At 44.6% G+C, this 24,603-nt stretch carries 21 protein-coding genes and 3 pseudogenes; 23 read left to right on the plus strand and 1 reads right to left on the minus strand.

Going from position 1 to position 24,603, the window contains the following annotated elements:
• On the plus strand, positions 1 to 232 hold a 232-nt coding region (locus tag ABCW45_RS14915), incomplete at its 5' end, for an integrase core domain-containing protein (RefSeq protein WP_343221081.1).
• 273 nt (positions 233 to 505) lie between these two features.
• Positions 506 to 946: an Imm63 family immunity protein gene (locus ABCW45_RS14920; protein WP_015555153.1), complete on the plus strand. Its 441-nt coding sequence runs from the start codon at positions 506 to 508 to the stop codon at positions 944 to 946.
• 102 nt (positions 947 to 1,048) lie between these two features.
• Here ABCW45_RS14920 and ABCW45_RS14925 read toward each other — a convergent pair whose 3' ends face one another.
• Entirely contained in the window at positions 1,049 to 1,792 is a 744-nt protein-coding gene (locus tag ABCW45_RS14925; protein ID WP_343221116.1) for a helix-turn-helix domain-containing protein, read from the minus strand.
• Between the two features lie 353 nt (positions 1,793 to 2,145).
• Between ABCW45_RS14925 and ABCW45_RS14930 the strand changes: the two are divergent.
• The 21 genes and pseudogenes from ABCW45_RS14930 to ABCW45_RS15030 form a co-directional block, all read left to right on the plus strand.
• Positions 2,146 to 2,292 (plus strand): annotated as a pseudogene (locus ABCW45_RS14930) (DeoR family transcriptional regulator); the annotation flags it as partial.
• Positions 2,285 to 2,581, plus strand: coding sequence for a DUF3847 domain-containing protein (locus ABCW45_RS14935; RefSeq protein WP_343221082.1), 297 nt, complete (start codon positions 2,285 to 2,287; stop codon positions 2,579 to 2,581). The pseudogene ABCW45_RS14930 and the gene ABCW45_RS14935, both read left to right, overlap by 8 nt.
• 449 nt (positions 2,582 to 3,030) lie before the next feature.
• The gene (locus ABCW45_RS14940) at positions 3,031 to 3,570 is read left to right on the plus strand and encodes a hypothetical protein (RefSeq protein WP_117471343.1); all 540 of its coding nucleotides are present in this window, start codon (positions 3,031 to 3,033) and stop codon (positions 3,568 to 3,570) included.
• Between the two features lie 561 nt (positions 3,571 to 4,131).
• Positions 4,132 to 4,647, plus strand: coding sequence for a reverse transcriptase domain-containing protein (locus tag ABCW45_RS14945; protein ID WP_485020649.1), 516 nt, complete (start codon positions 4,132 to 4,134; stop codon positions 4,645 to 4,647).
• A gap of 201 nt (positions 4,648 to 4,848) precedes the next feature.
• Positions 4,849 to 5,070 (plus strand): hypothetical protein, encoded by a 222-nt coding sequence (locus tag ABCW45_RS14950; RefSeq protein ID WP_343221083.1) that lies wholly within the window; start codon positions 4,849 to 4,851, stop codon positions 5,068 to 5,070.
• Positions 5,006 to 5,692 (plus strand): hypothetical protein, encoded by a 687-nt coding sequence (locus ABCW45_RS14955; RefSeq protein WP_158553084.1) that lies wholly within the window; start codon positions 5,006 to 5,008, stop codon positions 5,690 to 5,692. Before ABCW45_RS14950 ends, ABCW45_RS14955 begins: the two co-directional genes overlap by 65 nt.
• A gap of 102 nt (positions 5,693 to 5,794) precedes the next feature.
• Positions 5,795 to 5,950 (plus strand): annotated as a pseudogene (locus tag ABCW45_RS14960) (DUF3847 domain-containing protein); the annotation flags it as partial.
• A gap of 555 nt (positions 5,951 to 6,505) precedes the next feature.
• Entirely contained in the window at positions 6,506 to 7,717 is a 1,212-nt protein-coding gene (locus ABCW45_RS14965) for an ATP-binding protein (protein WP_117505067.1), read from the plus strand.
• 157 nt (positions 7,718 to 7,874) lie between these two features.
• Entirely contained in the window at positions 7,875 to 8,093 is a 219-nt protein-coding gene (locus tag ABCW45_RS14970; protein WP_242990704.1) for a hypothetical protein, read from the plus strand.
• Positions 8,094 to 8,150: 57 nt separating this feature from the next.
• The gene (locus ABCW45_RS14975) at positions 8,151 to 9,518 is read left to right on the plus strand and encodes a hypothetical protein (RefSeq protein WP_181968567.1); all 1,368 of its coding nucleotides are present in this window, start codon (positions 8,151 to 8,153) and stop codon (positions 9,516 to 9,518) included.
• A gap of 29 nt (positions 9,519 to 9,547) precedes the next feature.
• Positions 9,548 to 10,564, plus strand: coding sequence for an O-acetyl-ADP-ribose deacetylase (locus tag ABCW45_RS14980; protein WP_343221084.1), 1,017 nt, complete (start codon positions 9,548 to 9,550; stop codon positions 10,562 to 10,564).
• A 136-nt stretch (positions 10,565 to 10,700) separates the two neighbouring features.
• A pseudogene (locus ABCW45_RS14985) lies at positions 10,701 to 11,264 on the plus strand (hypothetical protein); the annotation flags it as partial.
• Between the two features lie 401 nt (positions 11,265 to 11,665).
• A complete protein-coding gene (locus ABCW45_RS14990) occupies positions 11,666 to 11,902 on the plus strand; it encodes a helix-turn-helix domain-containing protein (protein WP_425518616.1) in 237 nt (78 codons plus the stop codon).
• 76 nt (positions 11,903 to 11,978) lie between these two features.
• The gene (locus ABCW45_RS14995; protein ID WP_343221086.1) at positions 11,979 to 15,161 is read left to right on the plus strand and encodes a helicase-related protein; all 3,183 of its coding nucleotides are present in this window, start codon (positions 11,979 to 11,981) and stop codon (positions 15,159 to 15,161) included.
• 20 nt (positions 15,162 to 15,181) lie between these two features.
• Positions 15,182 to 15,694, plus strand: coding sequence for a DUF4391 domain-containing protein (locus ABCW45_RS15000; RefSeq protein WP_343221087.1), 513 nt, complete (start codon positions 15,182 to 15,184; stop codon positions 15,692 to 15,694).
• Between the two features lie 146 nt (positions 15,695 to 15,840).
• The gene (locus ABCW45_RS15005) at positions 15,841 to 17,001 is read left to right on the plus strand and encodes a hypothetical protein (RefSeq protein WP_343221088.1); all 1,161 of its coding nucleotides are present in this window, start codon (positions 15,841 to 15,843) and stop codon (positions 16,999 to 17,001) included.
• Complete coding sequence (locus tag ABCW45_RS15010) at positions 16,973 to 18,865, plus strand: site-specific DNA-methyltransferase (RefSeq protein WP_343221089.1); 1,893 nt, start codon at positions 16,973 to 16,975, stop codon at positions 18,863 to 18,865. Before ABCW45_RS15005 ends, ABCW45_RS15010 begins: the two co-directional genes overlap by 29 nt.
• A 1-nt stretch (position 18,866) precedes the next feature.
• Positions 18,867 to 19,700 carry an abortive infection family protein gene (locus ABCW45_RS15015; protein WP_343221090.1) on the plus strand — a complete coding sequence of 278 codons (834 nt, stop codon included), beginning with the start codon at positions 18,867 to 18,869 and terminating at the stop codon, positions 19,698 to 19,700.
• A gap of 57 nt (positions 19,701 to 19,757) precedes the next feature.
• Positions 19,758 to 20,396 (plus strand): hypothetical protein, encoded by a 639-nt coding sequence (locus ABCW45_RS15020; RefSeq protein ID WP_343221091.1) that lies wholly within the window; start codon positions 19,758 to 19,760, stop codon positions 20,394 to 20,396.
• Positions 20,397 to 20,425: 29 nt separating this feature from the next.
• Positions 20,426 to 21,472 carry a virulence RhuM family protein gene (locus ABCW45_RS15025; protein ID WP_343221092.1) on the plus strand — a complete coding sequence of 349 codons (1,047 nt, stop codon included), beginning with the start codon at positions 20,426 to 20,428 and terminating at the stop codon, positions 21,470 to 21,472.
• Entirely contained in the window at positions 21,462 to 24,599 is a 3,138-nt protein-coding gene (locus ABCW45_RS15030) for a type III restriction-modification system endonuclease (protein ID WP_343221093.1), read from the plus strand. The genes ABCW45_RS15025 and ABCW45_RS15030 overlap by 11 nt, the downstream gene beginning before the upstream one ends.
• Positions 24,600 to 24,603 lie beyond the last annotated feature (4 nt).

Below are 24,603 nucleotides of genomic sequence, written 5' to 3' on the forward strand. Positions count from 1 at the left end.
GAGCATGGATGGAAAAAGCCGCTGGGCAGACAACATCATGATTGAACGCTGGTTTCGTAGCTTCAAATATGAGGAAGCCTATCTTACACAGTATGCCAACATCCGGGAAGCGCGAGCGGCTATCAAAAGCTATGTACATACCTACAACTTTGAGCGCTGTCATTCAGCGATCAACGATCAGACACCCGCATCATATTATTATCCGGCACTGCTGATTGATCATGCTGCTTAATGGGGGCACCTCCCTAATTCAGCTACAGATATCGGTTCATTACAAAATGCCTGAATTTTTGTCTTGACAACTGAACTACTATATAATAGATATGTAGATGATGGAAGAAAAAGAAAATATGAAGATTATCTAAATGAAGCTAATATACATTTTTTGTATAGCAGAGCATTTTACTATGAGAAATAAACTAAGTCATAGAGGTGAAACTTTCAGTAAGCTGGTGCGTTTATCTGAGAGACAAATTTGAATTTTTAGATTTGAGGTATAAAAGGAATGAATGCTAAAGAGTGTATGATTGAAGCTGATAAATTGTTGCAAAAATGGAGTTGTTATTCTATAGAAAACAGAAGGTATATTGAGAAAATATTTAATGGTTCCAATAGGTATGATATGATGTTAAACGTAGATGTAATGCAGAAACAGGCAAAGATTTATGTATTGGAAAGAGGAGTGACAATTTATGAGTACAGAACGGAGAGGAAAGAGATTGTAATATATGCTGTTCTTCGTGATATTATTGGGATAATTTCCGATACAATTATATGTGATTCACATGTTGATGAAAAGGGATACCTGCATTTTACTGAAAATGTATCCAATTATAGAAAGAAAATAACCGATGAGGCATTTTCATTAATGGGAGAGCCATATAATGAGTGGAATCGACAAGGGATTTCTATTTGGGATTTTAACCGAAGTTTTGCGGGGGAATAAACGCCCAACTTTCAGTTTGTCGTTCTAAAAATTCAACTGAATAATCCCAGCAAAAACCGCTGCTACATGGAAGCCAACAAACCATGCAACAGCGGTTTTTCTTTATCGTTTTTTCCTCTGGCTGATAGGCGTTCCCATTTTCTTTGACTTTTTGAGAATCCGAATCAGCCAGCGAAATTCTTCGTCTGACAGATTTTTATAGTTGATGCCGAGCTGCTTGCAGTAAAGTACAACGAGCTTTTCATCCCGGCTGCCCTTGAAATTTTCGACCGCTTCCAGATTTTCTTTCAGTTCATCGGCAACGGTGGTCTGGGGCGCACTCTCACTGTCCTTTTTATGGGCTTCCCGAATATCCCGGATAATGAGGTTGAGGTCATCCCGTACCATCTGATTGAAATATTCATCATCACTGATATGGGCGGCTTGCAACACTTTCAAATGGGGGTCGTCTTCGCCAGGGCGATACCGTTCAATGATTTCATGCCGGACGGTATCGACAAGGGCGTTGAGGTTGTGGATTTGCATGGTAGCAATCCCGTCCACATAAATCTCAATGTCCGCAAGAAACTTGATAAAGTCCTTATGGGTGGCAAGTTCGCAGAGCAGACGGTTGTTAATCCGACCGCTTTTCAGAAGTGCTACCATCTCATCACTCAAATGCAGCTCCCTTAATGGCGTGTTGATCTCCGCCCGGTTCTCTGTCCGGCAAAAGAGATAATCGAGGGACACCCCATAAAAATCTGCCAGCAGGATAAGGTTGCCATGATTGATTTCCTTATAGTCATCTTTTTCATAACTGCCAAGAGCCGATTTTGAAATACCCGTTTGCTCAGCCAGTTCTTCCAGTTTTAATCCTTTGTTTCATCGTAAATCTTTTAGCCGTTCCTGTATTGTAGTAGCTCCGTTCATTGAAGCAGTTCCCCCTTCTGACGACATTTATAACCGTTGAATTGATTATACCATATCAATTCCGCAATCGTGGAAATTTCTGATTTTTACCCCGAATTCCTACTTTGTGGACATACGGCACAGGGCACAAAAATGTTCTATGATACAGGTAGTTCATCGATGGATTATTCCAATCGAATGACCAGCCTGTGTGGGATATGCTTCCCCGGCGATGTAGTGCCATGACTTTTGGCAGGGATGTGGAGGAACCCTGATCGAAACGAGCATACCAAAGGGAGCGATACGCCGCAGTCCTGTCCTGCAGTCCCATGACGGTCAAGCGTTCTCTGAATGAATTGGAAACTGTCGGACTTATCATGCGGGTGCGTCAGGGCGTTGGAGAACCAAACCGGATTTATGTACTGATACCGGGAAAGGGGGACGCTGCCCTTGTCTGATGCCTCAAAGCTGGAAAAGCTCAACCGGGAGCTGGAAAAAAGCGAAAAGAAGCTGTGGAAAGCCATCAATGATGAAAAGGCGTTGCAGCACCAGTTAAAGCAGCTTACCCGAAAGGAACGGACGCACCGGCTCTGCACTCGTGGCGGTATGCTGGAAAGTTTTCTGCAAGAGCCGGAACGCCTGACAGATGATGATGTCATGCTTTTGTTGAAACTCATTTTTCACAGGCAGGACACGCAGGAACTATTGAAAAAACTGCTGGAACGGGAGAAGCCGGAAACCCCTTAGTTTACTAAGGGCGCAATTATACACCACCCAGAGGTTGGTGCATTGCGTTCTCCGAAGGCTCCTTGCCGGAGGACTGTGATTTGTGCGAGCAATGAGCCGAACGAATATGCTTGAATATTCACTCGGCGAATGCCGCAGCAGCCGACAGAATGTTGGCTTCCGCAGTCATGGTCTGCTCCAAATCAAACAGGGGACGCTACGCCGTCTCCGCTCCGCTTCGGTCGGTGCAGGGCAAACGTCCACTGGACGTTTTGCACCCCTGCGCTGGCTGCCGCCAGCTACCCTTTTGTGGACTTGCCATCTGGGGACACCTTGCGTTGCAAGCTGTTTCCAGCCGACAAGTTTTACAAAATCTCTCTATACTTTGACGGTCGGGTAAAGTATAATGAAGTTAACGGCAAAGCGGAAGTTGATTGTGAGAAATTTTATATTGCGAGGAGGAAATAACAGTGCTTACATTACAGGAACTCCTTAACGGAGTGAAATGTTTAGATGAAAATACACTGGCTGAATTGTCGGATAAATTGTGGGAATTGGGGACATTAGATGATATAAAAGAAAAAGTGACCCCTGAACTTTTTACCTTGCATATTTGTATGAATATGGTGGGGAATTGGCAGTGTGATGGTTGGTGGTATATTATTTGTGAACAGGTAAAATTAGTTCCGTTTATCCCAGAAGCATTAAATGCTTTAGGATTATTCACCCTGAAAACAGCATTTGAAAAGGTTATATCCTGTTTTCCCCAAGATACAATTTTTACTGATGATAATAACTATATTGACACCGTTAATTTTCTGCAAAATAACAGGTTTAAGGTATCAAATAAAAAATTAAATTCAATCACTCTCGAAAAAAGAAAAGAAATGGTAAAAAAGACTCGTCATTGTATTGAAGAATTAGAACAGTTAACAGAGCCTTTATGGGGATATGCCAGTGAAAATAATGGGTGGAAAATTGTGCTTGACTACATTTCCGCTCATAAATAATATAAATTAACCAGTTCCAGTTGTGCGCCCAGCTAAGGGTGTGTAGTCAAGCCGGTGGGATTCCGGTTTATCCAAGGTTTAGCCAACCAGATAATAGCGAGTCTTGGGATGATGCCGGTAACGGCATCTGACAAGCGTAGACAGCAAGAAAGCAGGGTTGAATAGTGATTGAGCTTCGAAACGTTAACTTCAGTCGGTCGACGTCTTAACTGGTGCGGAAGACAATAACATGTAATGCGATATGGCGAGTGTTATGTGGCACTGCGGAGTCAGAGAACCAATCATGTTTTACATTGTGAATACACATCAACTGGGGAGAACCTGCCATTTCTCGAAGAAGAGTATGAAATTGCAACTGAAAACGGAGGATTTCAAATGAATGGTAGGTGGTCGGACAATCCCATAGTACTGTAGAAATCGGGCAATGCCGATGGAGGGAAGGGGATTGCATAGTAAAGGTCTTACTGAGGGCACATGATCCGTACTCAGGGACGGAGGAAATAATGGAAACGAAATTAGTAAGAATAGCTGAGATATCGGCAACATCGAAACATCCTATATATACCTAAAGGAAATGGAAAGAAACGACCATTAGGGATTGCTTCCTATGAAGATAAGATTGTACAAATGGCAGTGAAGAAAATACTGGGAGCTATTTATGAACCGAGATTCCTAAACTGCATGTATGGATTCAGACCGGATAGGGGGTGTCACGAAGCAATAAAAGAAGTATACCAACGGATAAGCTATGGAAAAATCAGCTATATCGTAGATGCCGATATCAAAGGTTTCTTTGACCATATCGACCATGATTGGATGATGAAGTTCCTTGAATGGAATATACAGGATAGGAACTTAATGTGGCTAATACGTAAATACCTTAAAGCAGGAATAATGGAGCAAGGAAAATTCGAGCCAACAGAGGAGGGTTCGGCACAAGGCTCAGTAATGAGTCCGATGCTTGCAAATATATACATGCATCATGTGCTGACGCTGTGGTTTAAGCTGGTGGTGCAAAGGGAAATGCTCAAGTATTACCCGTTAGCAAAACCTAAAACGTACTATTGTTTATATTGAAGCGAATGTTACTATGAGGAGCCGTATGCGGGAAAGCCGCACGTACAGATCTGTGAGGGGCTAGGATTGAGAGGTCTTAGTCTACTCGACTGTCGAACTGATAAAATCCCTTTAGGAACTAAAGGGCGCACTTCGATACTCTCCTATCGGGAGTATGTGCGTCCTGCGGAGCTTCATTCTCTGTCAGCAGAAGAAAGCCGCATGACCGAGAATGTTGCGTCACTTCGTTCCGGCAAGGTTGCTACACCCCCTTGCGCCGCTTATGCGGCTATCCCCTGTGGACTTGCCGTCTTCAAACAGCATGAAATGCTGTTCGCCGCCAGCAAGTTGCAAAAAAAGTATGATGGAGGTACTCAATTTGAAAAGAGCTGCAAAAATAGTTTTGATAGGAGTCTGCTTCGGCTTGATTTTGTTATTGCTTAAAATTAGTTTTGGGATTGATGATGCAGCTTTTATGCATGGTTATTGGATTGCAGCGGTTGCCATTGTATTAGGCGCTGTGTTAATCAATGCATATTACAATCTAATTTATTTTACCAAAGTCAAGAAAATTGCAAAGTTGCTGAGTGAAGAAAAGCCACAGGAATACATTGACGGTATAGAAAATTTGCTAAAAACCGCAAAAGGGAAAACATTAAGAAATATCTTAGAATTAAATTTGGCTGCTGGATACATCGAGGCAAAACAATTTGATATAGCAATTCCTATGCTGGAAAAATTGTCCCATGAGCGGCTGAGCGGTTCTTCTGTTAATGTAGTTCATAAAATCAACCTTTGCTTGAGCTATTTTGAAACTACCCAGTATGAAAAAGCAATTACAGTATACAACGAAAACCAAGGACTTTTTCAACAATATAGACATCACAAAATCTACGGCGGAAACATAGCCATACTTGATATAATAGCAGCAATTATAAATGAGCAATATAATCAGGCAGAAGAATTGCTGGATACGGCAAAGAAAATGTATGATGATCCTCGATTGCAAAAATCGTTTCGAGAAATTCTTGATATATTAAATAAAGAAACGGCGGAAAACCACTAACATCTTAACTCAATACGGAAAATTAGACCGTTGGCTGGTCGCACTATGCGAAAAGTTGACGGTCTTTTTTATCTCCAAAATCAAAAAAGGAGGGCAATGACAATGACAAAACTGAAAACTCTCGACCAGCTTCGAGCCGAAAAGGAACGAGCCGAGACACAGCTTGCACAGGAACAGCACAAGCTGGAGCATCTGGAGAACAGAAAGAAGTATCTGGAGAAAGGTGAGCGCACCAAGCGCACCCACCGCCTTTGCAATGAAGCGATGCTAAACATCGTGGAGGGATAGCCCCAAGTCGAATTCAAAGGTGGTACAGATGCATACGAAAATCTGATTTTAGTCTCAAAAGCCATCCATGTGATTATCCATGCATCGTCTGAAATCACTATCAGAGAATATCTGAACCCACTGCAATTAGATGATTCTAAACTTGCAAAGCTTAACAAACTTCGAACTATGGCAGAAATGCCTGTAATCATGCTTTGATAATTATGCTGTTACGAAGTGTGTAAATCGTATATGAAAAACCCTGGCTGTTGAATTCGATGGAACGCCGTGTGCGGTGAAAGCTGCATGCACGGTGTGGAGCGGGGGAAAATCTGGAGATTACATCAAAAGATTACCTATCGCTATCTGGTGCCGTTGCTTTCTGGACTTTTTGGTTAAACTACGCTATTCTGAAACTAAAAGGAAACAGAATTCGACATAATTCGAAAAAGTCAGTGAGAATCAACATAATTGCGGTTTATAATCGCAAAATCTATTGATTTCTTTATGCGCTTGCGGTATCATGGAACCATGGAGGTGGTTCCTATGATAAACAGACCGCTCTATGTCGATAAGATTATGGCCTACACCGACACACCTTTTGTAAAAGTGTTGACGGGGGTTCGCCGCTGCGGAAAATCCACAGTTCTTAAAATGATTATGGAGAAGCTGCAACAGGAGCATGGCATTCCGTCTGAGCGGATTGTCAGTATGCGTTTCGATTCCATGAATTATGAGGATATGACAGCGAAGGATGTGTTCAAGGCTGTCAAAGAAAAGCTCAATCCAACTGGGAGAACGTATCTCTTTCTGGATGAGGTTCAGGAAATTGAAGGCTGGGAGAAAGTAGTAAACTCCCTGGCAACAGATTATGATGTTGACCTTTATGTGACAGGCTCCAATTCCAGAATGATGTCTTCGGAAATAGCGACTTACCTGACGGGACGATATGTTTCCTTCCGGATCTATACGCTTTCTTTTCGGGAATATCTGGAATTCAAAAAGCAGTATACACAGGTAAAGGATATTCATGCTGAACTGGCAGATTATATCCGCTTGGGTGGCTTCCCTGCAACGCACCTGCGAGAGTATTCACAGGATGAGGTTTATACGATTGTCCGGGATATCTATAATTCCACGATTTTCTCGGATATCGTAAAGAGAAACCAGATTCGCAAGATCGACCAGCTGGAACGGGTGGTTCGGTACACATTTGCGAATGTGGGAAATTCATTCTCAGCAAAATCAATTTCTGATTATCTGAAATCAGAGCATCGTTCTATCGACAATGAAACGGTATACAGTTATCTGGAAAAGCTGGAGAAAGCATATCTTCTTCATCGCTGTTCTCGATACGATCTGCGCGGAAAGGAGATTCTGAAAACGCAGGAGAAGTTTTATCTTGCCGATACCGCTTTGCGTTACAGTGTGCTGGGCTACACACCAGACAGCGTCGCGTCCAGTCTGGAAAATGTGGTGTATCTGGAACTTTGCAGACGAGGATATACCGTGACGATTGGGAAAACGCCGGATGGTGAAGTCGATTTTGTGGCGCAGAAGCAGAATGACCGGTTGTATGTGCAGGTCACACAGGAGATTAAATCCGAAAAAACAGAAAAGCGCGAATATGAACGGCTGCTGGAAATCCGGGATAACTATCCGAAGTATGTTTTGAGAACCGATGAATTTGCCGGAGGCAATTACCAAGGCATTAAGAGTATGCACATTGCAGATTTTCTATTGAGCACAGAATATTAACAACGAGGACGGCGGTGAACCGCCCTTTTTACATAGCCAGGTTTCTGATTAAAATTGGAAACCTGACTATTTTTTGCCCATTTGCAGGTGCACATGCAAGGGGACATTCACTATTCATCCGTCTGCAAGGGCGTATCGTACAAGGAGGTACACATTTATGGCATTTTTCAACAGCGCAGCGAAAAAGGCGTTCGATGCTTATAAGAAAGAGAACGGCTCTGACAAAAAGCTCCCGCGCATCAGCGAGCTGAACGCAGAGTATGCGATGTTCCTGGAACGAAAGAAAAGCTCCTATGCAGAGTACCGCAAGACCAAATCGGAAATGTGCAAAATAATGTACATTGCATCTGTAACTCTATGTGTGGACGATATATAATAATATTAAAGCGAATGATGAGAAAGTTCTAAATGCAAAAAGAAAGAGGAAGACAAGATGGCAGTATGGAGATTACAGGTGAATACAGGAGGCACAAATGTTGCTGACTATTGCTTGAAAAATCATGTCGCAGCAATGGGATGGAGTCTGCGTGAATTAACCCAGGCAGAACGTTCTGGGATACATACATTTTTGGATTACTGTAATCTGGCAAGAACTCAGTACAAATCATTCGACAGTGTATGCCGCATGGTAGAGGATGTGAAAGAAGGAGACCTCCTATGGATGCGCTCAAGAAATGAAGGGAAATACTATATTGCGAGAGTTAAGGCGAACAGTACTTGGGAGTTTCGCGAGGATGCAGCACAGATTGATGCAGCAAATCAGTTGACCAATATAGATTGGTATCCTGCTACAGATAAGGCAGATGAAGAATCCGTTCCTGGTGCTGTGGCAACATCATTTATTATGGGTTCAACCATCCAGAGAATTAAGAAAAATGGAGTGGAAGAATACAGTCAGATGTTGTATAACCGTGTCCACGATTCAGCACTGGATCTATTCAATTATCCCGATCCAGCCCTCTCGTTATGTGAGAAGCATTTTTACAGCCTGCTTCAGCCGGAAGATGTTGAGGATTTACTTGCGCTGTGGCTGTATGATACGAAAGGCTACGTTTGCATTCCATCGACAAATAAAATTGCTACGCCAAAGTATGAGTGCGTATTGGTTGATCCAAATGACCTGAACCGAAAGCATATTTACATTCAGGTAAAGAAGGGTGATGTTGATCTCAATACAGATGACTATTCCAGCCTGAATGGTGAAGTGTATCTGCTTACAACAGAAGGAAACGTTCAGAATGCACAGAAATATTCAAATGTGAAAGCAGCGGATCCAACGGTTATCTATGAATTTGCGATCAATCCGGATAAGTCTCATATCATTCCGGAGAATGTTTTATACTGGGTGAAGTTTCTGACAGAAATAGAAAATAATCGTTTGAAGTTTTCTGCGTGTAAAGGAATCATGTTTGATACGAATATCTCGTATTCAGATACAAATGAATCCGAGATGATTCTCGGAAACAAAATAGCGGCATATGGAGATGCCAAACGGTATATCGACAGCTTTCGCAAAGATGACTATGCTCTTTTTTATTCCAAAGGAAGAGGAATTATTGCAGTTGGACAGATAGTTACAGACACACCAACGGAAGTGGGTGATGAAAAATATCATAGTGTCAGAATGATTGTGCCGGAAAATTTCAATGGAGATGTTAAAGCATTGCCTGCTCTTTCTCCGAATGAGATTAAAACAATTTTGAAGCGGAATTTTTACTGGGCATCGACAATCAAAACACCGTTCCTTACAGGAGCACAGGTTGAGATGTTGATTCGTGAACTGAAAAAGAAGCATGTTTAACGAGGCAACAGAAAGGGGAGAAATAAGCAATGCCCTTACAGATTATCAGAAACGATATTACAAAAATGAGCGTTGACGCAATCGTCAATGCTGCCAACACGTCTCTTTTGGGCGGTGGTGGTGTGGACGGCTGCATTCATCGTGCTGCCGGACCAGAGCTGCTTGTAGAGTGCAGTACGCTGCATGGCTGCGAGACCGGCAGCGCAAAAATTACAAGGGGATACCACCTGCCCTGCAAATATGTGATCCATGCAGTCGGTCCGCGTTGGAGGGATGGTAAACATCGGGAACAGGAGCTTCTGGAATCTTGTTATCGGACATCTTTGAACCTGGCAAAAGAAAATGGCTGTCAGTCGGTGGCCTTTCCGCTGATTTCCTCCGGCATTTACGGCTATCCTAAAGACCAGGCTCTGAAGGTTGCAGTCGATACTATCGGCACATTCCTGCTGGAGAATGAGATGATGGTTTACATCGTTATCTTTGATCGGAAGGCATATCAGATTAGCGGAAAACTTTTTGCTGATATCGCGGCGTACATAGATGACCGGTATGTGGAGGAACATACCGACAGACGGGCAGAACAGAGGCGGCGGCTCGAAGCATTGTCAGAGGAATCCTGCTTTGAAGCTGCACCTGCCCCGCTGCCGTCCGAAGCAATCTGTAAATCTTGCAGCAGTCAATCCTTGGAAGAGGCACTGGGACAGATTGATGAGAGTTTTTCGGAAATGCTGCTGTGGAAGATTGACGAAAGAGGCATGACGGATGCCCAGTGCTACAAGAAGGCAAACATTGACCGGAAGCTCTTCTCGAAGATCCGTTCGGATAAATTCTACAAGCCATCCAAACCTACGGTGCTGGCATTTGCCCTGGCTTTGGAATTGCCGCTTGCCCAGATGCAGGAGATGCTCGGCAAGGCAGGCTTTACCCTTTCCCATTCGAGCAAATTCGACATCATTGTAGAATATTTTGTCGAACGAGGAAACTACAATGTGTATGAAATCAACGAGGCACTGTTTGCCTTTGACCAGAGTCTGATCGGAGCATAAGGACAAAGAAATGTCGCTTTCCATGCGACCACTCCACAAAAGAAAATCGCTATACTATGGCTGTTAAGGTACGAAACCGAGCAGCCATATGCGCGTGTAATGAGCCAAAGTTCGAGCTTGCTCGAAACCTTGGCGAATACCGCGACAGCGAGCCCGCAAGGGCGAAGCACTGGTCTCAACGGTATTGTTTGACAATGTGAGCGAAGTCCTGCACGACCGTGTAAATGTAAGGGACATCCGACCGATGACTGACCGTGATTACATGGTTCGCGGATGCACAGCACTCTTAGATGCCATCGGCGGTGCGATTCATCACATTGGAAATGTTCATAAGTACGCACGACCGGAGGATGTCCCGGAACACACCATGTTTGTAATCACTACGGACGGAATGGAAAATGCCAGCCGTCGGTACAACAGCGAAAAAGTGAAGCAGATGATCGAGCGGCAGAAAGCAAAATACGGTTGGGAGTTTTTGTTCCTTGGTGCCAATATTGACGCAGTAGAGACCGCAAGTCAGTTCGGAATCGGCGCAGATCGTGCAGTCAACTATCAGTGTGACAGCGAAGGAACTGCGTTGAATTATGAGGTGGTCAGCGAAGCAATCAGCTCTGTCCGGTACAGTGCCCCGCTGAGCGCAGACTGGAAAAAGCGTATAGACGAGGACTACAAAAAGCGTGAAGGTCGCAAGCACAAGTAAATGTTTTTTGAAGCCGGGGTGATGATTCACTCCGGCGTTTTCTTTGGCAGGAACTGCCGTTAAAGCATCCGGAACGGGCGCAAGACGTCCGGTGGACGTCTGCTTTGCGCGGACCGGAGTGGAACGGAGATGCGTAGCCCGATGCCGCAGGCAGCGTTTTATGGGGATTGGGGGCGCACGAGGTTCGGTGAACCTCGGTTTTGCGCGGACCGGAACGGAGTGGAGACTTTCCCAACAAGCAGAAAATCGCTTTCGTGACACGAAAGCCCTGCTTGCAGAAAACTTGCGGCTTATGAGAAGTCGGCATTTTTTATTTACTCTTAAAGCGTGCTGTGCTATAATGTCAATAGAGTTTTTTGATGGATTGGAAACCACTTAGAAAGATAGAAGGCGAGGAAAAAATGGCAGTATCGTACAACAGACTATTCAAACTTATGATCGACAAAAAAATGCGTAAAAAAGATTTGTGTGAGCTTGCCGGTGTGAGTACAAGCACTATGAGCAAGATGGGGCGGGACGAGATTGTTTCGCTGGAAGTCATTGATCGAATTTGTCAGAAATTAAACTGTCGCATCGAGGATGTTCTTGAAATCCTGCCTGACAGTCCCGATAGTGGGACATCAAAAAATGTAGACTGAAGACTGAGAACAAAGGCGGGTGAGCAATTTGAAGATTCTTGACAATATTACCAGTACGGTCAGGGATGATCTGCGAGTGGAAATCAAAAAAGGAAGCAAGGTGTCAATAGCGGCAGCTTGCTTTTCGATGTATGCGTATAAAGAACTGAAGCGGCAGTTGGAATCTGTGGACGAGTTTCGTTTTATCTTCACATCGCCCACTTTTGTCAAAGAGAAAGCGGAAAAGCAGAAACGAGAATTCTATATTCCCCGTCTTTCCCGTGAGACCAGTCTATACGGTACAGAGTTTGAAATCAAGCTGCGCAATGAGATGACCCAGCGAGCTATCGCAAAGGAGTGCGCCGATTGGATCAGGAAAAAAGCAAAATTCAAATCAAATACCACCGGTGAAAACATGGCAGGCTTTATGACCGTGAATTCTGGAACAGCACAAACGGCCTATATGCCAATCAATGGGTTTACGACGGTGGATATTGGCTGTGAGCGTGGCAACAACAGCTATAATATGGTCAACTGCATGGAAGCTCCGTTCGCCCAGCAATATATGCAGCTTTTTGATGGATTGTGGAGCGATCGTGAAAAGATGCAGGATGTCACGGACGTAGTTTTGGAAAACATCAGCACGGCCTATGCGGAAAATTCTCCGGAGTTTATCTATTTTATGACCTTGTATCATGTGTTCAGTGAATTTCTGGATGATATCTCTGAAGATGAGCTGCCGAACGAGGCAACCGGCTTCAAACAGAGCAAAATCTGGAGTATGCTTTACGATTTCCAGCGGGATGCCGTGCTTGCCATCATCAACAAATTGGAAAAGTACAACGGTTGCATTCTTGCCGATAGCGTTGGTCTTGGTAAAACATTTACCGCTCTGGCTGTTGTAAAGTATTACGAAAATCGAAATAAGTCGGTCCTGGTGCTTTGCCCGAAAAAGCTGGCTGAAAACTGGAATACATACAAGGACAACTATGTTAATAATCCGATTGCATCGGACAGGCTGAACTACGATGTTTTGTTCCATACTGACCTTTCTCGCAATGGCGGGCAGTCTAATGGTCTTGACCTGAATCGCCTGAACTGGGGCAACTATGACCTTGTGGTAATAGATGAATCGCACAACTTCCGCAACGGCATTGGTACGCACAGCAAGACGCAGGATAACCGTTATCAGCGTCTGATGGATAAGGTGATCCGTTCCGGAGTAAAAACCAAAGTTTTGATGCTTTCGGCAACGCCGGTCAACAACCGTTTTGTTGATTTGAAGAACCAGCTTGCCCTTGCTTATGAGGGTAATTCGGAATTCCTTGACGAGAGGCTGAATACATCCAAAAACGTGGAGGATATTTTCAAACAGGCGCAAAAGGCGTTCAATGCATGGAGCAAACTGCCTCAGGAGGAACGAACCACAGATGCGCTGCTGCTCACATTGGATTTTGACTTTTTTGAGCTGTTGGACAGCGTGACCATTGCCCGTTCCCGTAAACATATTGAGAAATATTATGACACCAACGAAATTGGAAAATTCCCCGAACGACTCAAGCCAATTTCCAAACGTCCCTGCCTGACGGATTTGAATAACGCCATCAACTATAACGAGATTTATGAGCAGCTCATGCAGCTTTCCTTGTGTGTGTATGCGCCGTCCAATTACATTTTCCCCAGCAAGCTACAGAAATATAAAGAGTTGACCCACAACAAGGGTGAAAACCTGACCCAGACAGGTCGTGAGCAAGGTATTCGCCGCTTGATGAGCATTAACCTTTTGAAGCGTCTGGAAAGCTCGGTTCATTCTTTCCAACTGACTTTGACCCGGATCAAAGAACTGATCAATGGTACGATTCAGGCCATCAATCAGTTTGAGGCATACGGTCGGGCAGATTTGGACATGTACGATGCCGGTGGCGATGACTTTGATATAGATGATGAAAATTCGGATTTCTTCACCGTTGGCAAAAAGGTAAAAATCGACCTTGCTGATATGGACTGGAAGAGTTGGCGCACGGAGCTTCAGCGGGATGCGGAGGTTCTGGAACTGCTGACCTTTATGGTTGCGGACATTACCCCGGAACATGATACCAAGTTGCAGGAGCTGTTAAAGCTGTTGTCTGAAAAAATCGAGCATCCCATCAATAACCAGAATAAGAAAGTCCTGATCTTCACGGCGTTTTCTGATACGGCCGAGTATCTGTACGACCATGTCAGCGAGTATATCAAGAAGAACTATGGATTGAATACAGCGGTCATCACCGGCTCCATTGATGGAAAAACAACGATCAAAGGATTTCAGGCAACACTGAACAATGTTCTGACCTGCTTTTCCCCTGTTTCCAAAGGCAGGGATGTTCTGATGCAGGGCAGCACCACCGAAATTGATGTGCTGATTGCAACGGACTGTATCTCAGAAGGTCAGAACTTGCAGGACTGCGATTATCTGATCAACTATGATATCCACTGGAATCCGGTTCGCATTATTCAGCGGTTTGGCCGTGTTGATCGTATCGGCAGTCGCAACCAGTACATTCAGCTTGTAAATTTTTGGCCGGACTTGACGCTGGATGAGTACATCAATTTGAAATCCCGTGTGGAGACCCGCATGAAAATCACTGTTATGACATCTACCGGTGATGATGACCTGATCAATCCGGAAGAAAAAGGTGATTTGGAATACCGGAAGGCGCAGCTCAAACGCTTACAGGAAGAAGTGGTTGATATTGAGGATATGTCCGATGGAATCTCCATTATGGATCTGGGGCTGAACGAATTCCGACTCGACTTATTGGACTACATAAAACGGAACGGAGACATGGACAAAAAGCCTCGTGGGCTTCATGCAGTGGTGCCTGCCACGGATGAACTGCCGGAGGGCGTGATCTTTGTGCTGAAAAATATCAACAACAGCGTCAACGTGGATAACCGGAACCGTATCCATCCATTCTACATGGTTTATATCGGAGTGGACGGTCAGATTATCTGCGATTACCTGAATCCGAAAAAGATGCTGGATGATATCCGCTTACTCTGCCGCGGGAAATCCGCACCGATTAAAGAGGCATACGAGCGCTTTAACCGGGAAACGGATGATGGGCGGAATATGGCGGAGATGTCCGAGCTGCTGAGCGAAGCAATCAATTCCATCATTGATGTGAAAGAGGAAAGCGATATTGACAGCCTGTTCTCTGCCGGTGGCACTTCCGCTTTGATGAGCGACATATCCGGGCTGGATGATTTTGAGCTGATTTGCTTCCTCGTTGTGAAATGATTGTCTGGAGGTGAGATGCCGTGCTGGGATTGCCAAAATCCACGGAGTTTAACAAACGTATCCCTAAGCAGAAGTTTTATGAGAACATTGCTGTGACACCTGCCATGAAAAAAGCGTTCGTGGAGCAGATCAGAATCATCTACTGGCGCAATAAGATTGCTGCCACCACCCTGAATCTGGCTGCGAGCGAACAGGTGACAGAGATTGAGGTGTTCGAGGTGCGGTTATCTGCCCCAGATTTGGACGAAAGTGTGTTGCGCCAGATTGACCGGGAGATTCCGTATCACATTCTGTTCCTTTTGGAATACGAGGGCAGGTATCGGGCTGCTATCGGTTACAAGGAAGCTGCGGCGGGTAAAACTGCTTTTAAGGTTGAGCGTTATTATTACACAGATTGGCTGGAAGAAAGTGAACTTCCGGTGCATCTGGATGGGCTTTCGCTGGATGCCGTGTATGAGAATTTTGTGCGGCAGATTGCGGGGACGGCTCTCGATTCGGATGAATCCGCTACTCTGAAAGAAAGTGTAGAGTAGCAGAAGCAGCAAGAGCAACTGGAGAAGCAGATTGTGACACTGGAAGACAAAATCAGGAAAGAAAAACAACCAAAGAAGAAATATGAATTAGTGCAAGAGATAAGGGATATGCAAAGAAAATTAGAAGGTGCGGTGATGAGTTGAATATGGATGAAACATACAATCTTCCAGAATCGTTACGCAAAAGCATTGAGCTTCAGAATAGGTTGCAGGAAAGTTTCAAACCAATTTTAGAACAGCAGGCTCGTATACAGCAACTTACTGTCCCTTTGTTAAATAGTTTACCTACAAGCAACCTTGCGGTATCTGCCTTGAATGGTCTTAATCATATGACAGAGAGTCCGGCAGTACAACTGATTCGAGAGAATTCGATGCTGATGCAGAATGCAACGGCATCCTTATACAAATCTATCCAACCGTTCAGACTTGACAATTCGATATGGGAGCAATTTCACACAAATACCGCTGCCGTATTAGATTCATATAGAGCTGCTGTTTCTGGTAATTTGGCAACAAGCCTTTGTGCATCCATGTCTATGGTAAATGCACAGATTGCAGCTTCGCCAGCATTGCAATGGATTCATAGTATTGATTTTTCACCGTGGATAGATGCGTTCAGAAATCTACATATTGGGGACAATTTTCTAAAACGCTACCGAGAGCTGAATGACATCTGCCTGACAGCTTTGTATGAATGCAAATGGTTTCCTTATGCGAGCTGGTCTGCTGATCTGAGACTGACAAGAGAAATATATGAAGTTTTATCAACCAGTCGAGGAGCCAGCAAAAGGCGAGAAAAGAGAATTGATAAACTGATTCTCGGATACTACACACCACAACGTATCAGGGAAATTAAGCGGACATGGAAAGATTCGGATTTAGAACCGCACATTAAGAAAATCCTTGGTCAAGCACTTGAAGCACATCTCCGTGGGGAATATGCACTATCAATAGCATGTTTATCAACCATGTGGGAGGGGTTAATCCATCATAAGCTGCATATTACGGGGCGGTACAGCCAAAAGAAGACCGGCAGAGATTTTACCGAGTTGATAAAAGAAAATGATTTGAAGCCTGTGTTTGGAGAGTTTTACGAGAAGCTAATTGTCTGTGATTGTAATACGGTGGATGAGGTTGTTGAGGGAATCCCCAACCGGAATGGAGTTTCTCACAGCAAGTATAAAAAATATCCAAACAAAAAAGCCTCACTGAATGCGATCTTAATAGCGGATTTCATCATACACTTGGAACCAAAACAGGAAACGGAGGAACATTCAAATGGACAAACTGAAAATGCACAGCCTTGACGGCGTGGAGAGAAATATAGAACTGATCGGCAAGCTGTTCCCCAATGCCATCACCGAGGTGAAGCGTGATGGCAAGGTAGAACACGCCATTGATTTTGACGTTCTGCGGCAGGAGCTTTCCGATTCTATCGTAGAAGGTCGGGAGGAACGCTATCAGTTTACTTGGCCAGATAAGAAAAAGGCGATGTTGGCGGCCAATGCGCCCATTACGGCAACGCTGCGTCCGGTGGCAGCTGACAGTGTGGGCAAAGATGGCACACCCGGCGGTTTTGACAGTGAGAACCTCTACATCGAGGGCGATAATCTGGAAGTGCTGAAGCTCTTGCAGGAAACCTATCTGGGCAAGGTCAAGATGATCTACATTGATCCGCCGTACAACACCGGCAATGATTTTGTCTATGAGGACGATTTTGCCCAGAGTGCGGCGGAATATATGGATAATAGCGGTCAGTATGATGAAGAAGGCAACCGCCTTGTGACCAACACCGAGAGCAATGGCCGTTTCCATACGGATTGGCTTAATATGATTTATCCGCGTCTGAAAATCGCAAAGGATTTGTTGACGGATGATGGTGTTATCTTTATCAGTATTGATGATAAAGAACAGGAAAATCTCAGAAAAGTATGTGATGAGATATTTGGTATGCAGAATTTTGTTGCACAGCTTGTATGGGAGAGAGCTTATGCACCGAAGAATGATGCAAAATTCATATCAAATAGTCATGATTATGTTCTTATGTTTGCCAAGAACATAAACAATTTTGTTATTGGACGATTACCTCGCACAGAAGAAGCAAATGCACGATATCAAAACCCGGATAACGATCCCCGTGGTGTGTGGAAGCCGAGTGATATGTCTGTGAAAACTTATAATGAGGCTTGTGATTATCCTATTACCGCCCCTTCGGGGCGAGTAATAGAGCCTCCAGCAGGACGCTGCTGGAGTCTCTCCCAAAATGCATTTTTGGAGAGACTCCAAGATAATAGAATTTATTTTGGAACAGATGGAAACAGCGTCCCATGTATTAAGCGATTTTTGACAGAACTAAAATTTGACGGAATGGCTCCTACATCAATAATGTTTTACAAGGATGTTGGTCACAGTCAAGAGGGTGCAAAAGAAGTAACCGCAATAATGGATGCCGGAGTATTTGATGGACCGAAGCCGGTAAGATTGCTTCTTAGATTGTTGACATTAGCAAACCTTGCGGATGATTCTATTGTGTTGGATTTCTTTTCTGGTTCTGCAACAACAGCTCATGCACTTATGCAGTTTAATACCGAAAAAGGCAAGCATTGCAAGTTTGTTCTTGCTCAAGTTCCTGAAAATACTGATGAAAAAGGAACAGCCTACAAGGCAGGCTACAAGAACATCTGCGAAATCGGCAAGGAGCGTATCCGTCGTGCGGGCCGGAAAATCAAAGAGGATGCCGGTTTGACGGCTCCGGCTGATTTGGACATCGGCTTCCGCTGCCTGCGTCTGGATGAAAGCAATATGAAACCTGTGTACTACACACCGGATGAAGTCGGTCAGCAGGATCTGTTCTCGTTGGTGGACAACGTGAAGGAAGAACGTACCCCGGAGGACTTGCTGTTCCAGGTGATGCTGGATCTGGGTGTGCTGCTGTCCAGCTCCATTGGGGTGAAAGAGATCGCAGGCAAAAAGGTGTTCAATGTGGCAGGCGGGTTCCTGCTGGCCTGCTTCGACCATGATGTGACCGAGGAAACCGTCAAGGCTATTGCACAGATGAAGCCTTACTATGCCGTGTTCCGTGACAGCAGTATGGCAAACGACAGCGTAGCCACAAACTTCGAGCAGGTTTTCGAGACATATAGCCCTGATACCGTAAGGAAGGTGCTGTGATATGGATAAACTGACAAGCATTGAGATAGGGACATTCTTAAAACTATTCAATCGTGGTGGATATGTTCTTGATTTCAGCACTAATGACTTTGATATATTCACAATGGAGAGCGTTGGTGTTGCATTATGCAACGAATATCATATGTCAAAGGGGAAATCTTTGGCGGCATATGTAAATAATGCTTCAGCGAATGATGTTGAAAAGTTATTAAATGATTTGCTGAGCTATTATGAAGAAAACTATGAGCAGGAATATGCTGAGAATACATCCGATGATGAGTTTAGTTATTGTCGATATAATGCAGAATATGCTCGTTTATACAAGAAATGTCGTGCATATATGAATCGTGTTTTGAACATCGCAACTCCACTTGCCGTTAATGCAGCAGAATTGCAGGAGAAGTTCTCAAGCCAGTATCTTTCTAAGCAGATTGAGCTGATGTTAAAAATGCAAAGTGAGAATCCAACAGACGCCATTGGTAAAGCTAAGGAACTAATTGAGAGATGTTGTAAAACAATTCTGGATAATAAAGGTGTAGCTTGGGATAAGAACTGGGATATGAGCAAGTTGACTGGCGAGACTCTGAGCCTTCTAAATCTAACACCTAAATCAATTGCTGACACCGATCCTGTATCAGAAAACATTAAGGCGGTTCTCGGCAATTTAAGAGGGATTTCAACAAAACTTGCAGAAATTCGCAATCCTTATGGTAGCGGTCACGGAAAAAGTGCTTCGTTTACAGGGTTAGAAACACGTCACGCAAAGTTGGCAGTTGGATGTAGCATAACCTTTGTCACCTTTTTGTGGGATACATACGAAGGAGGCGCATCCTAAGTGAAATATAGATTAGAATGCAACTGAATCAGACTTATTTTGGAAGAGAGTGCAGGAATGAATAAGCAGTATGTAATGAAAATCATTGCAGCGTTACAATATGATTTAGAAAATGATCACACTGAGTCCAAATTGTTTGACGACGTAGATCGTGCGGGAAAATTGTTTGGTCAGGATGTACCTACGATATGTAAGTGTGTAGAAGAGGTGCAGTATTTCAACGGTACTATAAGGAGAAATGCGCAAACAATTGTTGATTTGTTGGAAATTGCTTTGGCAGAACAAGCTACGCTATCGTATGAGTTGGAAGATTTTCAAATAGATGATTCTGAATTTAACAAACTTGTTGAACAGGCTTTTCAATACTACAAAGAAGCGAGAATAGACACGGCAACGGAGAAAATTTGGGATGCCTTTGAACGAATTAAGTCATTTTATAAGCAGTATGATAAAAAAGCTTCTGTTGCAAAATTGCTTGATACTGTAAGTAAAAATAACGCTGCATATAAAGCAATGTTGGAAGAAGAATTTGCTTCGCTTACAAAGCTCGGAAATGAATTCAGAATTCGTCACCATGAAACTGATAAGAAAGACATATGTTGTAATAAACATTATGATTACTTGTTTCATAGGTGTATTGCAGTTTTGCGATTGGTGACAAGCATATTACGTGTGGAAACGGTAAGTGAGAGCTAATTAAAACATTAAGAGGAAGGAACTGTGATATGGACGATAAGAAGACAAAAGAACTTGCCATTCGCAGCTCCGCAGCAGAATATCTGACCTTTGTTGCCTCTACTGGCGAAAGTGATGCCAGCTTTGAAATGCGTTACGAGGATGAGAATATCTGGCTGACGCAAAAGATGATGGCGGCATTGTATGATGTTTCGGTTGCGGCGATCAATCAGCATCTGAAACGGATTTTTGAGGATGGAGAGCTGCGGGAGAAAGCAGTAGTTAAGAAATACTTAATAACTGCCTCAGACGGAAAAAACTATAATACAAATCATTATAACTTGCAGGCAATTATTGCCGTAGGCTTCAAGGTGAATAACCAACGGGCGGTGCAGTTCCGCAAATGGGCGGGACAGATCGTCAAAGACCATACTATTCAAGGCTGGACGATGGATGTTGACCGGTTGAAAAAAGGCCATATGTTCACCGATGAATACTTTGAGCGGCAGTTGCAGCAGATTCGGGAGATTCGTCTGTCTGAGCGTAAATTCTATCAGAAAGTAACGGATTTGTATGCTACTGCGTTTGATTACGACAAAAACGCAAAGACAACTCGCTTGTTTTTCCAGACCGTCCAGAACAAAATGCACTATGCCGTCCACCGTCACACGGCGTCGGAGCTGATCGTGGAGCGGGCGGATGCCAACAAGGAACACATGGGACTGACTACATGGGAGAATGCTCCGGATGGGAAAATTCTGAAAGCAGATGTGTCGATTGCGAAGAATTACCTGAGCAAAAAAGAAATGAATTATCTGGAGCGCATTGTGTCGCTCTATCTGGATTATGCCGAGCTGCAGGCCGAGCGCAAAATCCCAATGAGCATGGAAGATTGGGCAAAGCGGCTGGATGGTTTTCTGGAGTTCAACGGCAACGAGCTGTTGACCGGGCCGGGTAAAATCAGCGCAGAACAGGCAAAACTCCACGCGGAAACGGAATATGAAAAATACCGTATCATTCAGGATCGTCTGTATGAGAGCGACTTTGACCGTTTCCTGATGCTGGAGCAGGAGGTGAACCACAAAGATGAAGTTTAGTTTTAAGATTCAGCAGTATCAGACCGATGCCGTGGATGCCGTGGCTCGTGTCTTTCAGGGACAACCTTATAGTTCAGGAGTATCCTATCTGCGTGATATGGGAAGTCTGTCTGCAAAGCCCCAGCAGTTGAGCCTTATGCCGATGACCGACGATGCAGCACAGTTGGAATTGCAGGATTTGATCAACGATTCCGGATTCAAGAATGAAGCTCTGCAATTAACCGATGCGGATTTGGTGCAGAATATCCGTGCATTACAGGCGGAAAGCAATATTCATCAGTCAGACAAGCTGGTTGCCCCGTTGGGTAGATGCTCTCTGGACATTGAGATGGAGACCGGTACGGGCAAGACCTATGTTTACATCAAGACCATGTTTGAGCTGAACAAGCGGTATGGTTGGAGCAAATTCATCGTTGTTGTGCCGAGCATTGCCATCCGTGAGGGTGTAAAGAAGTCCTTTGAGATCACTGCCGATCATTTCATGGAGTGCTACGGCAAAAAAGCACGGTTCTTTATCTACAATAGCAGCAACCTGAACCAGTTGGACTCGTTCTCCAGCAATTCCGGCATCAACGTCATGATTATCAATACACAGGCCTTTGCTGCCTCCATGAATGAGGACAAGAACGTGGAAGGCCGCAAGGGTGATGCCGCTGCGAGAATTATTTACACCAAGCGGGACGAGTTCGGTTCCCGCCGCCCGATTGACGTCATCGCAGCCAACCGTCCGATTCTGATTCTGGATGAACCGCAGAAGATGGGTAAAGAGGATTCTGCTACCCAGAAAGCGTTGAAGAAATTCAATCCTCTGTTCACGCTGAACTACTCCGCTACCCACGCCAAGCAGCACAACCTGATTTACGTGCTGGATGCGTTGGATGCTTACAATAAGCGGCTGGTCAAGAAGATCGAGGTCAAGGGCTTTGAGGTCAAGAATCTGCATGGTACAGACAAATATCTGTATCTGGAAAGCATCATTATCTCCCCAAAGAATCCGCCACGGGCAAAGGTGGAGTTGGAGGTCAAACACCAGAGCGGCACAAAGCGGGAATTCCGTACATTGGATGTGAGTGATAATCTCTACTATATCTCCGGCGAGATGGAGCAGTATAAGGGCTTTGTCGTTTCTGAAATTGACCCGATCACTGGCGTTGTGACCTTTACCAATGGCGATACCATCCGCAAAGGTGATGTAACCGGCGATGTCTCTGAGGATGATATGCGCCGGGTGCAGATTCGGGAGACGATCATTTCCCACTTTGAAAAAGAACAGGAGCTGTTCAAAATGGGTATCAAGACCCTTTCCCTGTTCTTCATTGACGAAGTGGCTAAATACCGTCAGTACGATGAAGACGGAAATGAGCTTCTGGGCGAGTATGGTAAGATTTTTGAGCAGGAATACATGGCTGTAATGAACGAATATCGTTCTATTCTTGAGCCGGAGTATACTGCCTATCTGGATGCCACCGATGTACATGATGTGCATAAGGGCTATTTCAGCATTGATAAGAAAGGGCACAGCGTCAACAGTTCGGTTAAGCGTGGCACGGATATGTCCGATGATATTTCGGCCTACGATCTGATTCTGAAAAATAAGGAGCGACTGCTGTCCTTTGAAGAGCCAACCCGGTTTATCTTTTCCCATTCCGCTCTGCGTGAGGGCTGGGATAACCCGAATGTGTTCCAGATCTGCACGTTAAAACACAGCGACAGCACCACGCAGAAGCGGCAGGAAGTAGGCCGTGGTCTGCGTCTGTGCGTAAATAAGGACGGAAACCGCATGGATGCCGAGGCTCTGGGGGAGAAGGTTCAGGATATCAACGTCCTGACCGTTATTGCAAGCGAGAGCTACGCCGGATTTGTGGACGGGCTGCAAAAGCAGACCGAAGCTGTGCTGTATGACCGCCCACGCAAGGCAGACATCGACTACTTTGTTGGAAAGACCATCAAGCTCGATGGCAAAACGGTTAAGGTGGATGACCGTCAGGCACGGGCTATCTATCAGTATCTTGTCCGCAACAACTATGTAGATGAGCAGGATAACGTCACGCAGGACTACCGGGACGATGTGCAGGCCGGAACGCTTGTACCTGTGCCGGAGACGCTGAAACCTATCGAAGAGGGCGTGCATTCGCTGGTTCAGGCGATTTATGACGATAGTGTGCTCAAATCTATGTTCGAGGATGGCAACAAGCCGAAAGTACTGGAAAATCCTCTGAACGACCGATTTGAAAAAGCAGAATTCCAGAAGCTCTGGCAGACCATCAACCACAAATACGCCTATACGGTGGATTTTGATTCTGAAGAGCTGATTCGGAAGTCGATTGCGCACATCGACAGCGAATTGTATGTCAGCCGCCTGCAATATACCGTTACCTATGCCGAGCAGAAAGACACCTTGAATGCTGATATGATACGTGAGGGCAGCAGCTTTTATGGCGCAAAAAGCAAGACAGCTGTATTGAAAAATGCGCATACCAGCCAGGTGGCATATGACCTGATCGGAAAAATCGCAGAGGGCACAACATTGACCCGCCGTACAACAGCTCGCATTTTGCAGGGTATCAAGCCGACTACTTTTGCCATGTATCAGAACAACCCGGAAGAGTTTATTACCAAGACGATTCGTCTGATCAAAGAACAGAAAGCTACGATGATCGTGGAGCATATTACCTACGATACCATTGAAGGCAGCTACGATAGCAGTATCTTCACGGCAGAAAAGCATGCTCTGACGATGGACAAGGCTTATAAGGCACAAAAAGCGATTCAGGATTATGTTTTCACCGATGGCACGGCAGAAAAGAGCGTGGAGCGTAATTTTGCGGAGAATCTGGATGGTGCGGAAGAGGTCTTTATCTATGCAAAGCTGCCGAAAGGCTTCTTTATTCCGACTCCGGTAGGACACTACTCCCCGGACTGGGCAATCGTGTTCCATGAGGGTAGGGTAAAGCACATCTATTTTGTAGCAGAAACAAAAGGTACGATGGAGAGCCTGAACCTACGCCCAATCGAGAAGTCCAAGATCGACTGCGCCAAGAAGCTTTTCACAAAACTGTCGGATGGTCTTGTGACATATGACCATGTAGACAGCTATCAGGAGTTGATGAATAAGGTGCTGCAATAACGTG

It is taken from the genome of Pilosibacter fragilis (genome assembly GCF_032490495.1).
GTDB lineage: Bacteria > Bacillota > Clostridia > Lachnospirales > Lachnospiraceae > Pilosibacter > Pilosibacter fragilis.

Bases quoted from the DNA above. Each gene is read 5' to 3' on its own strand.
- ABCW45_RS14920 (WP_015555153.1), top strand. From the start codon at position 506: ATGAATGCTAAAGAGTGTATGATTGAAGCTGATAAATTGTTGCAAAAA.
- ABCW45_RS15015 (WP_343221090.1), top strand. From the start codon at position 18,867: ATGGATAAACTGACAAGCATTGAGATAGGGACATTCTTAAAACTATTC.
- ABCW45_RS15010 (WP_343221089.1), top strand. From the start codon at position 16,973: ATGGACAAACTGAAAATGCACAGCCTTGACGGCGTGGAGAGAAATATA.
- ABCW45_RS15020 (WP_343221091.1), top strand. From the start codon at position 19,758: ATGAATAAGCAGTATGTAATGAAAATCATTGCAGCGTTACAATATGAT.
- ABCW45_RS14965 (WP_117505067.1), top strand. From the start codon at position 6,506: ATGATAAACAGACCGCTCTATGTCGATAAGATTATGGCCTACACCGAC.
- ABCW45_RS14970 (WP_242990704.1), top strand. From the start codon at position 7,875: ATGGCATTTTTCAACAGCGCAGCGAAAAAGGCGTTCGATGCTTATAAG.
- ABCW45_RS15005 (WP_343221088.1), top strand. From the start codon at position 15,841: ATGGATGAAACATACAATCTTCCAGAATCGTTACGCAAAAGCATTGAG.
- ABCW45_RS15025 (WP_343221092.1), top strand. From the start codon at position 20,426: ATGGACGATAAGAAGACAAAAGAACTTGCCATTCGCAGCTCCGCAGCA.
- ABCW45_RS14975 (WP_181968567.1), top strand. From the start codon at position 8,151: ATGGCAGTATGGAGATTACAGGTGAATACAGGAGGCACAAATGTTGCT.
- ABCW45_RS14980 (WP_343221084.1), top strand. From the start codon at position 9,548: ATGCCCTTACAGATTATCAGAAACGATATTACAAAAATGAGCGTTGAC.
- ABCW45_RS15030 (WP_343221093.1), top strand. From the start codon at position 21,462: ATGAAGTTTAGTTTTAAGATTCAGCAGTATCAGACCGATGCCGTGGAT.
- ABCW45_RS14950 (WP_343221083.1), top strand. From the start codon at position 4,849: ATGACCGAGAATGTTGCGTCACTTCGTTCCGGCAAGGTTGCTACACCC.
- ABCW45_RS14990 (WP_425518616.1), top strand. From the start codon at position 11,666: ATGGCAGTATCGTACAACAGACTATTCAAACTTATGATCGACAAAAAA.